Raw genomic sequence first — 11,832 nt, 5'->3', positions numbered from 1 at the left:
AGCTCACTTTCCACCCAGGTCCAGCACAAGATGCCGCGCTCGTGCCCTCCCCCGGACCACAGAACAAGTTTCGCCGGAGGGAGTCGAGGACAGCCCTGGGCGGTTCCGGAGTCTAAATGCTCCGGGACGCCAGGCAGAGCCTTATCGTTCCCGAGTCGATATCGTGTCGTGATTCATGTGGACGACCGACCCCCGCGCTGTTCGGTCGACCCCGACCGAACAGGCACAGTGATACCGGCGTGCCCTACTACCTTCACCGGATAGCGCCGAGCCGGGCGCTAAAGTGATAGACATCACAAAACGCCCGGCTCGGTAGGGTGGTCACTCAGACGTCGAGGAAACGGACATCCTTGGCGTTGCGGGTGATGAAGCTACGACGCGCCTCCACGTCCTCGCCCATCAGCACGCTGAACAGCTCGTCGGCGGCCGCAGCGTCGTCGAGGGTGACCTGACGCAGCACCCGGACGCTCGGATCCATCGTGGTCTCCCACAGCTCCTTGGCGTTCATCTCGCCCAGGCCCTTGTAGCGCTGGATGCCGTCGTCCTTGTTGATCTTCTTGCCCGACGCCAGACCGGCCTCGAGCAGGCCGTCGCGCTCGCGGTCGGAGTACGCGAACTCCGGCGCGGAACCCTTCTGCCACTTGAGCTTGTACAGCGGCGGCTGCGCCAGGTACACGTGGCCCTGCTCGACGAGCGGACGCATGAACCGGAACAGCAGCGTCAGCAGCAGCGTCGCGATGTGCTGGCCGTCGACGTCGGCGTCGGCCATCAGCACGATCTTGTGATACCGCAGCTTGGCGATGTCGAACTCGTCGTGGATGCCGGTGCCGAACGCGGTGATGATCGACTGGACCTCGGCGTTCTTGAGGACGCGGTCGATGCGGGCCTTCTCGACGTTGATGATCTTGCCGCGCAGCGGCAGGATCGCCTGGTACATCGAGTCACGGCCGGACTTGGCCGAGCCGCCTGCGGAGTCGCCCTCCACGATGTAGATCTCGCACTTGCTCGGATCGTTGGAGCGGCAGTCGGCGAGCTTGCCGGGCAGGCCGCCGATGTCGGTGGCGCTCTTGCGGCGGACCAGCTCACGCGCCTTGCGGGCCGCGGTCCGGGCCTGCGCCGACGACACCGCCTTGGTGACGATGGTCTTGGCGTCCGCGGGATTGGACTCGAACCAGTGCGCGATGTTCTCGTTGCAGGCCTTCTGCACGAACGACTTGACCTCGGTGTTGCCGAGCTTGGTCTTGGTCTGGCCCTCGAACTGCGGCTCGGCGACCTTCACCGAGATGATCGCGGCGAGACCCTCGCGGATGTCGTCACCGGTGAGCTCCGGATCCTTGTCCTTGACGAGCTTCTTGTCCTTCGCGTACTTCTTCACGACCGAGGTGAGCGCCGCACGGAAGCCCTCCTCGTGGGTGCCGCCCTCGTGGGTGTTGATGGTGTTCGCGAACGTGTGCACCGACTCCGAGTAGCCGGAGTTCCACTGCATCGCGATCTCGAGCTCGTGTCCGGTGCCCTTCGCCGTGAATCCGACGACCGAGTTGTGGATCGGCTGCTTGGTGCGGTTGATGAACCGCACGTAGTCCTCGAGGCCGCCCGGGTAGTGGTAGACGCGGGACTTGACCTTGGGCGTCGGCGCGGCCGCCGCCTCCTCGGTCTCGGAGGCGGTCTTGGGGGCCTCGGCGGTGACGCTGACGACGTCGTCGGTGATCTCCTCCTCGGCGACGCGCTCGTCGGTGAGGGTGATGGTGAGGCCCTTGTTGAGGAAGGCCATCTCCTGCAGGCGGCGCGCGACCGTCTCGAAGTTGTAGGTGGTGGTCTCGAAGATCTCGGGATCCGCCCAGAACCGGACGGTGGTGCCGGTCTCGTTCGTCGGCTCGCCCTGCACCAGCGGACCGGGCTTGGCGTGGTCGTACGTCTGCGACCAGTGGTAACCGTCGACGTTGATGTCGACCTCGACCTTGGTCGAGAGCGCGTTCACGACCGAGATGCCGACGCCGTGCAGGCCACCGGACACCGCGTAGGCGTCGGAGTCGAACTTGCCGCCCGCGTGCAGCTGGGTCATGACGACCTCGACGGTGGGAGCACCGGAGGCGTGCATCGCGACGGGGATACCGCGGCCGTCGTCGACGACCTGGATGCCGCCGTCCTCGAGCAGGGTCACCTCGACCTTGCTCGCGTAGCCGGCCATCGCCTCGTCGACCGAGTTGTCGACGACCTCCCAGATCAGGTGGTGCAGGCCGCGTTCACCGGTGGAACCGATGTACATGCCGGGACGCTTGCGGACGGCTTCCAGTCCTTCGAGGACGGTGATGGAGGAAGCGCCGTAGGTGTTGCTCTTGTCTGACTTCTGGGCAGCCACGGGTGGGTAGCTCTCCTTCTCCGTAGTGTGCCGACACGGCTCTACACTGCGCTTCGAGACACGGTGGCCGTAAGTTCCCTGAGGTCTCTGTCGGCCACGCACAACGAAGCACCGCGAGCGGTGTGTCGAGATTCGCCGCTAGTTACCCGACCATCTTACGTGTACGTGCAGACATACAGGGCGCCTAACACACCCCCAGCTGCCCCGCAGACGACTTTTCTCGGCCCCCGGCGGGTGAAACCCTAGGCGGAACCGGCCCCGAGGCTGTCGGTTGCGGTGTCCCCGCGAAGATCATCGACGAACTCGGCGGTCAGTCGGGCCACATCGCGCCCGTGGGAAACGGGCGACCAGTGCCCGGCCGGCAACTCACGTCGCCGCAGGTCCGAGACCCACCGCCCGGTGTCCTCGTAACCCACCGGACGCACGGCCAGGTCCCGCCGGTTCAGGATCAGCTGCACCGGGACGTCGGTGCGCCGCTCCCGCGGGTGACGCAGCCGCGGCCGGATGTTGGCTCGATACCGCTTGAGCCCGGTCACCATGTCCGAGCGCAGCGTCGGCGACGGCCGGACCAGCGACGGGTCCATCCGATCGAAGAACCGCAGGAACGTGGGCCAGATCCGCCACAGCCCCAGCCGGAACGGCAGCGTGCCGACCCCCGGGATCTGGAACAGCACCGTGTACGCCGACGCCGCGGCCTGTGCGAGCGGTCCGGCCACCCGGCCCTGCGCCAGCGAGCGCCGCATCCACGCACCCAGGTGGTCGAGGTTCGGTCCCGAGATGGACGTGTACGACGCGATCCGCCGCTCCGCCCCCGGCTCGCACACCGCCTCCCACGACTCCACCGCGCCCCAGTCGTGCGCGAGTACGTGCACCGGCGCGTCGGGGCTGACAGCGTCGATCACCGCGAACAGGTCCTTCGCCAGCTCCTGCAGCGCGTACGCCGACACCGCGGTCGGCGCGGAGCTGGCCCCGGCGCCGCGGGTGTCGTAGCTGACGATCCGGAACCGGTCCGCCAGATGCGGGATCACGTGCTGCCACAGCTCGTGGGTGTCGGGCCAGCCGTGCACCAGCACGAGGGTCTCGCCGTCCGGGTTGCCCTGCTCGAAGACCGCGAGCCGGACGGCGCCGTTGGTGACGAGCGGGGGTGGCACCGAGCCCGGGTCGACGGAGTGCGGCGTGCTCATGGAAGTTCCTCTCGGTCAAGCCTTTCGGCTCACGGATCAGAGATCGAGGATGAGGCGTCCGCCGTCGGCGCGGGAGACACAGATCAGCATCTGGTCCTGCTGTTCCTCGGGTGTCAGACGCGATTCGCGGTGGTCCGGTGTCCCCGACAGCACCCGCACCCGGCACGTGCCGCAGAAGCCCTGCCGGCACGAGTAGCCGACACCGGGCAGTCGTTCCCGGATCACCTCGAGCGCCGATTCGTCGGCCGGCACGTTCAGCACCTCCCCGGTGCTCACCAACTGCACCTCGAACGGCTGGCCGTCGAGAACCGGTGGCGCGCCGAACCGTTCGAAGTGCAGCGCCTTGGCACCCGAGGTGGCGAAGCCGCCGCGGACGGCGTCGAGCATCGGGGTGGGACCGCAGCAGTACACCGCTCCCCCCGCCGGTGCGCGGCCCAGCAGGTCGGTCGTGGTGGGCAGGCCGAACTCGTCGTCGGGGCGGACGAACACCCGATCCGCCTCCCACGACGCGATCTCCTCGAGGAACGGCATGGACTCGCGTGAACGCCCGGAATAGACGAACTGCCAGTCCATTCCGGCCTCCCGTGCGGCACGCACCATCGCGATGATCGGCGTGATGCCGATACCGCCGGCGACGAAAAGGGCCGCGCCCTCGGGGACGAACGGGAAGCCGTTACGCGGACCGCGCACCGTGACGGTGGTGCCCGGGGTCAGCCCGTGCATCTCGGTCGACCCGCCCCCACCGTCGGGAATCGAGCGGACCGCGATGCGATAGTGCCGGCGATCGGCCGGGTCTCCGCACAGCGAGTACTGGCGTCGCCGGCCCGACGGCAGATGGAAGTCGAGGTGACAGCCCGGTTGCCACGTCGGCACGTCACCGCCGTCCACGGCCGCGAACGTCAGGGCCGCGACGTTCTCGTCCTCGGCGACGATCGTGCGCTCGGTGACGACGAGCGTCATCGCGGTGTCCGGGTTGTGACCCGCCACGGCCGGGTCGTAGTCGTACGCAGTGAGCACGCGCAGGTACTTGTCCGCGACGGCCTCGACGATCGTCATGGCACGGTCGGGACGGTCACGGCCCTGCAGGTCGGCCGGCGGCGCCGGTCGGGTGAGGGCCTCGTGAGCGGTGAGCAGGTCGCGCACGCGGGGCAGTTTCACCGCGAGGCCGCCCGCGCCGCCGGGGAGGACGCCAGGTAGGCCACGGCCTGGGCCGTGGAGCCCTCCTTGCCCGGGTGGTAGTCACGACGGAAGTAGGTCGACATCCGTTTGCCGAGTTCCGTTGCGGTGGGCAGGGTTCCACGCCGGCCGGCGGCGACGAAGTCGGACATCCGCGGACGGCGACGGCTCGGTGCCCAGTTCGCGAGTTCGGGATCGTTGCGCATCAGGAAGCGGGTGCCGCGCACCCACAGCCACACGATCATCGGTGTCGCGATCAGCTGGGTGCGGATCCGGCGCGACTCGCGCTTGTCGAAGTAACGCATCACGTCGTAGGCGACCGAGCGGTGCTCCACCTCCTCGGCGCCGTGCCAGCGCAGCAGATCCAGCATCGTCGGGTGGATGCCGGCGCGGTCGAGCCCGTCGGCGTTGAGCACCCAGTCCCCCAGGAACGCGGTGATGTGTTCGACGGCCGCGATGATCGCGAGACGTTCGATGAGGTGGTTCTCGGCGCGGCGACCGGTGAGCGGCCTGGGGCCGAGCAGCTTCCGGAACGCCCAGTGCATCTGTTCGGTGTAGGGCGTCGGATCGAGGCCGTTCGCCCGCAGGTGCTCGAGCACGCCGGTGTGAGCGCCCGCGTGCATCGCCTCCTGGCCGATGAATCCGACGACGTCCTCGCGGAGCCTGTCGTCCTCGATGAGGGGCAGGGCCTCCTTGTACGTCTCGACGAACCACTCCTCGCCCGCCGGCAGCAGCAGGTGCAGGACGTTGAGCACGTGGGTGCTGAACGGATCACCGGGAATCCAGTGCATCGGCAGGTCGGACCAGTCGAACTCGACGTTGCGGGCCTGCAGAAGGATGTGCTCCGGCTCCGCGGTGGCCGGCGTATGCGCGGTGTGCATTACGGACATGACCACTCCCAGGTACTGACGCGGATCCCGTCCGCCGCACCACGGCAGCATCGTGACCCAGTTCACTCACTCGACGAAGTGGCGTAACTGTAACACGGCGTTATAGGTAAACCTAGGGCTCAGCCGTAGGTGTCCCGCGGGCCCCGACCGGAAATGTGCCGATCGCCCTTTCTCCAGCTAGGAGCGGTGGGACCGGTGATCCGCAGCGACTTCACGACACCGTGCCCGACGGCCGCCGCGATCTTCGCGAGGATCTGCGACTGCATCATCCGCAGCTGCGTCGCCCACGCCGTCGACTCCGCCGACACGCTGAGAACGCCCTCCCGCAGACCGGTCGGCTCGGCGTGCGCCGCGATGTCCGCGCCCACGACGTCGACCCAGCGGCCCATCACGGTGCCCTCGGATACCCGCGGCGACCAGCCGCGCTGCTTGGCGATGGCGCCGGCGAGCGCACCGAACGGCTGCGGATCGCGGTCGTCCGGTCCGGCCCCCGACCAGCTCTTCCGACGGCGAGACCGCAACGCCCGGATGCCGCCGCCGCGCGGCGACGACCGCCCCTGTCCGACGGCCTTGCCGTTGGCCTTGGCCGCGGCGCGCGCCTCCTCGAGCGCCCGCCGGGCCAGGTCGATGCCCTTGAGCTCCGGCTGCGGACCGGACTGGGTCTCGGGCTGCTCGTCGGTCATAGTTCGCCTCCCGTCGTGGTGATCCGGCCGAGCGCGGTGATCTGCGAGATCCGGCCCCGCTCGGTGTCGTGCGCCTGCACCCCGAAGCGGGTCGCGGACAGCTCGTCCGGCACGTCCTCGGCCACCGCGGCGGTGATGAGCACCTGCTCTGCCTCGGCCGCCACGCCCGCGAGCGCGGTCCGGCGCTTGCGGTCCAGCTCGGCGAACACGTCGTCGAGCATCAGGACCGGGTCGCTGCCGTCGTCGCGCAGCAGGAAGAACGCGCCCAGTCGCATCGACAGCGCGAACGACCACGATTCACCATGGCTGGCAAAGCCTTTCGCGGGCTGGTCGCCGAGATACAGCTCGAGGCCGTCGCGGTGCGGGCCTACCAGGCACACCCCGCGTTCGATCTCCCGCTGCCGCATCACCGACAGCTCGTGCAGAAAGCTCGCCTCGAGCAGTTCCACGTCCTCACGTTCGGGTTCCCTTGTCGGATCCAACAATTCGGGAGGAAGCGAGGTACCGAGACTGCTGCGATAGCGCACCGACGCCGGCCGCGACTCGGGGGCCAGCGAGCGGTACGCCGTCACCAGGTGCGGGGCGAGGTCGTGCACCAGACGCAGCCGCGCCTCGAGCAGTTGGGCGCCGTGCACCGCGAGATGCCCGTCCCAGACATCAAGTGTGGCAAGAGCGCTCGCACCGTCGGTCGATCTGGACCCGCGGCGCAACGCACCACCCGCGGTCTTGAGCAGGGCCGACCGTTGGCGCAGTACCTTGTCGTAGTCGGCACGCACCGCGGCCATCCGCGGGATCCGCGAGGTCAACAGTTCGTCGAGGAACCGCCGGCGGTCACCCGGATCGCCACGGACGAGGGACAGGTCCTCGGGCGCGAACAACACCGTCTGCAGGATCCCGACGATCTCCCGCGGTCGGCGGACCGGAGACTGGTTGATCCGGGCCCGGTTGGCCTTACCGTCGTTGATCTCGATGTCGATGCCCAGCTCACGGCCGTGGTTGACCACGATCGCCCCCGCGTACGCCTGGGCGGCGCCCGCCCGGATCAGCGGGGCATCGGCCGACACCCGGTGCGACGACAGCGTCGACAGATACCCCAGCGCCTCGAGCAGGTTGGTCTTGCCGTGCCCGTTGCGGCCGACGAACACGGTGGCACCGGGCTCGAGATCGACGGTCACGGCGTCCCACGACCGGAAATCGCGGAGGGAGAACTTGCGGACGAACACTAGCCTTGGGTCGCCGTTCCCGAATCCGCAGCCCGCACGGCATGCCCGCCGAACTGGTTCCGCAGCGCCGACACGGCCTTCATGGCCGGGGAATCGGTCTGACGCGACGCGAACCGTGCGAACAGCGCGGCGGAGATCACCGGCGCGGGGACCGCGTGGTCCAGTGCCTCCTGGACCGTCCAGCGCCCCTCGCCGGAATCCTCTGTGTACCCGGAGATCTCGGCGAAACCGGGGTCCTCGGCGAGCGCCTTCACCAGCAGGTCGAGCAGCCACGACCGGACGACAGTGCCGTGCGTCCAGGCCTGCAGCACGCCGGGCACGTCGGTGATCAGGTCCTCGGCCTCGAGCAGTTCGTAGCCCTCGGCGTACGCCTGCATCAGCCCGTACTCGACGCCGTTGTGGACCATCTTGGCGTAGTGACCGGCACCGACCGGTCCCGCATGGACGAATCCGCCGGCCCGGTCGCCGTCTGGACGCAGCGCGTCGAAGATCGGCATCGCCCGGGCCACGTCGGCGTCCGAGCCGCCCACCATGAGGCCGTAGCCCTCGTCGAGACCCCAGATACCGCCGGAGACACCACAATCCAGGTATCCGATGCCGTGGGACTCGAGCAAGTCCGCGTGCATCCGATCGTCGGTGTGGCGGGAGTTCCCGCCGTCGATCACCAGATCACCGGACTCGAGTACCGTCGCCAGGTCCGCCACGGTGCGGCGGGTGATCTCGCCGGCAGGCACCATCACCCACACCACGCGGGGGCCGGACAGGCGCGACGCCAACTCGGCGAGCGAGGAGACGTCGCTGACCTCGGGCCGCGGGTCGTAGCCGACCACGTCGTGCCCGCGGTCACGCAGACGCGCGCGCATGTTGAAGCCCATCTTGCCGAGTCCGACCAGTCCGAGCTGCATCGTGAGATGTCCCTCCACTAGTGGTGATTCGAGCGGGGCCCGCGGGGCGTCGGCTGCGACGCGGGGATCAGCCCGGCAGTCGAACCGGCATCAACAGGTACGTGTAGTCGCTCTCCGGCGCCGGGAACGCACCGGACTCGCCGCGCTCGGGCGCTTCCTCGCCGGCCGGGCGCAGCACTGCGGGGCGGCTGGGCGTGGTGAAGCCGAACAGCACGCGCTCCGAGTGCAGCGACGAGAGGCCGTCGATGAGGTAGCCGGGGTTGAACGCGATGATCAGCGGCTCACCCTGGAAGTCGGCCTCGAGCGACTCCTCGGCGCGGCCGGCATCGTCGCCACCGGCGGACAGCAGCAGACCGTCGGCGTTGAACTCGAGCCGCACCTGCGCGCCGCGCTCGGCGACCAGGGCGACACGCTTGATCGCCTCGACCAGCGGTGCCACCTCGACCGTGGCCATCGCGGTGTGCTCGGCCGGCAGCAGCTGGCGGAACTTGGGGAACTCGGCGTCGAGCAGGCGGGTGGTGGTGCGGCGGCCGTCGGCGACGATGCCGAGCATGCCCTCCGAACCGACCGATGCCCCGGAACCGAGCGCGAGCTCGACGGGCGCGAGGGTGTTGCCGCCCAGCGTCTTCGCGGACTCGGACAGCGTCTTGGCGGGCACCAGGACCGCGGCGGAGGTCTCGCCCGCGGTGGGCATCCACTCGAGCTGACGGACGGCCAACCGGAAACGGTCGGTGGCCGCGAGCACGACGTTGGTGCCCTCGATCTCGACGCGGATGCCGGTGAGCATCGGGAGGGTGTCGTCCTTGCCGGCCGCGACGGCGACCTGGCTGATGGCCTCGGAGAACAGATCCACCGGCACCGAACCGGTCTGCTGCGGCAGCGTCGGCAGCTGCGGGTAGTCCTCGACGGGCATGGTGGGCAGCGAGAACTTGGCGCTGCCGCACGTGATCAGCACGCGGGTGCCGTCGACGGTGACGTCGACGGGCTTGTTGGGCAGGGCCCGGGTGATGTCGGCGAGGAGCTTGCCGGACACGAGGACCTGACCGGTGGTGGTGACCTCGGCCGAGACGCGCACCTGCGCCGAGACCTCGTAGTCGAAACCGGAGACAGTCAGTCCCTGCTCGTCCGCACCGAGCAGCACGCCACCGAGGACGGGCACCGGCGGCCGCGAAGGCAGACTGCGCGCGACCCATGCGACGGAGTCGGCGAAGTCCTCCCGAGCAACGCGAAACTTCATACTTCCAAGCTCCATCGCTCGGGTGTTCCTCTCGGTAGGCACGGACGTATCTGCAGCAGCTGCGCACGAAGGCTGCAGAGGCTGCGCTAGCAGTCTGACACAGCGGCCAGAGGACACCGTATGCGTTCGGAGGTCGTGTTGAAAAGCGGGCGCCGGCGCCTCGAGACACCTCGAGGCGGGCTGTGAACAGTCGGGTTCGCCCGGATGTTCACAGGGCCTGTTTTCAAAGAACTTCTCTCGAGAAGACTTCAATCTCAGTAATAGGCACTGTGGAATCTGTGGATGGACACTCGAAGTCGCTGGTCCCCGGCACTCGAGGCATGGGGACTTCTCGAGGACGTACTCGAGGATGAATCGGGCGCGGTTGTGGATACCTCGAGACAGTTCGAAGTTGTCCCACAGTTGTCCACAACGATTACACCTTATACACACACCTATCCACAGGTGTGAATTCTTTCGGATTCGTGTCTCGAGTCACCCCGGAAGCACGACATCCGCACGGGAGAATCCGTGCGGATGTCGGTGGATCGTGCGGCGGTGCCGTTCTCGAGACGGTCCGGCTGTGTCGGTTCTTGTCAGCTCTTGTCAGCTCTTGGAGCGCTGCTTGATGCGAGCGGTGAGCTCCTGCACCTGGTCGTAGACCTTGCGCCGCTCGGTCATCTCCTTGCGGATCTTCTTGTCCGCGTACATGACCGTGGTGTGGTCCCTGCCGAACGTCTGGCCGATCTTGGGCAGCGACAGGTCGGTGAGCTCGCGGCACAGGTACATGGCGATCTGGCGGGCCTGCGCGAGCGGTCGGGCCTTGCCGGGGCCGCACAGGTCATCGATCGACGTGTTGAAGTACTCGGCGGTCACCGCCATGATCGTCGCCGCGTTGATCTCGAGTGCCGCCGAATCGGGCATCAGGTCCCGGAGCACCACCTCGGCGAGCTTGAGGTCCAGCGCCTGCCGGTTGAGCGACGCGAACGCCGTCACACGGATGAGCGCCCCCTCGAGTTCGCGGATGTTGCGTTCGATCCGGCTGGCGATCAACTCGAGGACGTCGTGCGGAACATCCAGACGGTCCATCCGCGCCTTCTTCGACAGGATCGCGATCCGCGTCTCGAGTTCGGGCGGCTGGACGTCGGTGATCAGACCCCACTCGAAGCGGGTCCGCAGCCGCTCCTCGAGCGTCGCGAGCTGCTTGGGCGGGCGGTCCGAGGACACCACGATCTGCTTGTTCGCGTTGTGCAGGGTGTTGAAGGTGTGGAAGAACTCTTCCTGGATACCTTCCTTGCCCTCGATGAACTGGATGTCGTCGACGAGCAGGATGTCGGTCTCGCGGTACCGCCGCTTGAAGGCGACCTTGCGGTCGTCACGAAGACTGTTGATGAAGTCGTTCGTGAACTCCTCGGTGGAGACGTACTTGACCCGCATGCCGGGGAACAGACGCTGCGCATAGTGGCCGGCGGCGTGCAGCAGGTGCGTCTTGCCCAGGCCGGACGCGCCCCAGATGAACAGGGGGTTGTAGGCGCGGGCCGGTGCCTCGGCGATCGCGACGGCCGCGGCGTGCGCGAACCGGTTGGAGGCGCCGATGACGAACGTGTCGAACGTGTACTTCGCGTTGAGGCTGTTGCCACCCGACGACGCCGTCGCAGTGCTCGTCGGCGGCTTGGTGAAGTACGACGGCCAGGACTCGTGGACGCTGGCCAGCGCCTCGCGGTCGTCGTCGACCTCCTCGTGCTCGGCGAGGTCCGTCGGGACGGGGTCGGCGGCGCCCATCGCGAGATGGCGTCGGCGGTGCGCGCCCGACCCGGCGTCGGCGAAATCGGTGGACCCGACACGCTCGTTCGCGCGGGGCGCGGAGTCGATGTCGTTGCTGCTCAGGGGCTCGCCGAGGGTGTCGGCGTCCTCGGACGGTGCGGCGATGCGCACACCCAGCCCCTCGACCTTCTGCCCCAGATGGAGGTTGAGGGCCCGCAGGATCGGCTCCCGCAGATCGCGTTCGATCGCCTCCTGCGCCAGCGGCGACGGCACCGACAGCAACGCGAAACCCTGTGCGTACGTGAGCGGCTTGACGAGTGCGAGCCACGCCTTCTGTGCCTTGGTGAGTGCTGCGCCGTCCCCGGCATCGGAGGTCAGTTCTGCAACGACGTCGCGCCAGACATTCGCCAAGGCGTTCGGATCGTCGTTCAC

9 protein-coding genes are annotated in these 11,832 nt (G+C 68.2%); all 9 read right to left on the bottom strand.

The window, feature by feature from the left end; all coding sequences use genetic code 11:
• Positions 1-325 precede the first annotated feature (325 nt).
• The gene (gene gyrB, locus HUN07_RS00045) at positions 326-2,359 is read right to left on the bottom strand and encodes a DNA topoisomerase (ATP-hydrolyzing) subunit B (RefSeq protein ID WP_114720287.1); all 2,034 of its coding nucleotides are present in this window, start codon (positions 2,357-2,359) and stop codon (positions 326-328) included.
• Positions 2,360-2,601: 242 nt separating this feature from the next.
• Positions 2,602-3,543, bottom strand: a complete 942-nt coding sequence (locus HUN07_RS00040) for an alpha/beta fold hydrolase (protein WP_174907168.1) — start codon at positions 3,541-3,543, stop codon at positions 2,602-2,604.
• Between the two features lie 36 nt (positions 3,544-3,579).
• Positions 3,580-4,701, bottom strand: a complete 1,122-nt coding sequence (locus tag HUN07_RS00035; protein WP_174907166.1) for a PDR/VanB family oxidoreductase — start codon at positions 4,699-4,701, stop codon at positions 3,580-3,582.
• Complete coding sequence (locus HUN07_RS00030; RefSeq protein ID WP_441346791.1) at positions 4,698-5,609, bottom strand: metal-dependent hydrolase; 912 nt, start codon at positions 5,607-5,609, stop codon at positions 4,698-4,700. Before HUN07_RS00030 ends, HUN07_RS00035 begins: the two co-directional genes overlap by 4 nt.
• 119 nt (positions 5,610-5,728) lie before the next feature.
• A complete protein-coding gene (locus tag HUN07_RS00025; protein WP_114720281.1) occupies positions 5,729-6,292 on the bottom strand; it encodes a DUF721 family protein in 564 nt (187 codons plus the stop codon).
• Positions 6,289-7,515, bottom strand: a complete 1,227-nt coding sequence (gene recF / locus HUN07_RS00020) for a DNA replication/repair protein RecF (protein ID WP_174907165.1) — start codon at positions 7,513-7,515, stop codon at positions 6,289-6,291. Before recF ends, HUN07_RS00025 begins: the two co-directional genes overlap by 4 nt.
• Positions 7,515-8,420 carry a phosphogluconate dehydrogenase (NAD(+)-dependent, decarboxylating) gene (gene gnd, locus HUN07_RS00015; RefSeq protein ID WP_174907163.1) on the bottom strand — a complete coding sequence of 302 codons (906 nt, stop codon included), beginning with the start codon at positions 8,418-8,420 and terminating at the stop codon, positions 7,515-7,517. The genes recF and gnd overlap by 1 nt, the downstream gene beginning before the upstream one ends.
• A gap of 67 nt (positions 8,421-8,487) precedes the next feature.
• Complete coding sequence (dnaN, locus tag HUN07_RS00010) at positions 8,488-9,672, bottom strand: DNA polymerase III subunit beta (RefSeq protein ID WP_114720277.1); 1,185 nt, start codon at positions 9,670-9,672, stop codon at positions 8,488-8,490.
• A 570-nt stretch (positions 9,673-10,242) separates the two neighbouring features.
• Entirely contained in the window at positions 10,243-11,832 is a 1,590-nt protein-coding gene (gene dnaA / locus HUN07_RS00005) for a chromosomal replication initiator protein DnaA (RefSeq protein ID WP_114720275.1), read from the bottom strand.

The organism is Rhodococcus sp. W8901, from assembly GCF_013348805.1.
GTDB lineage: Bacteria > Actinomycetota > Actinomycetes > Mycobacteriales > Mycobacteriaceae > Prescottella.
This window is presented reverse-complemented; position numbering and strand designations above follow the sequence as displayed.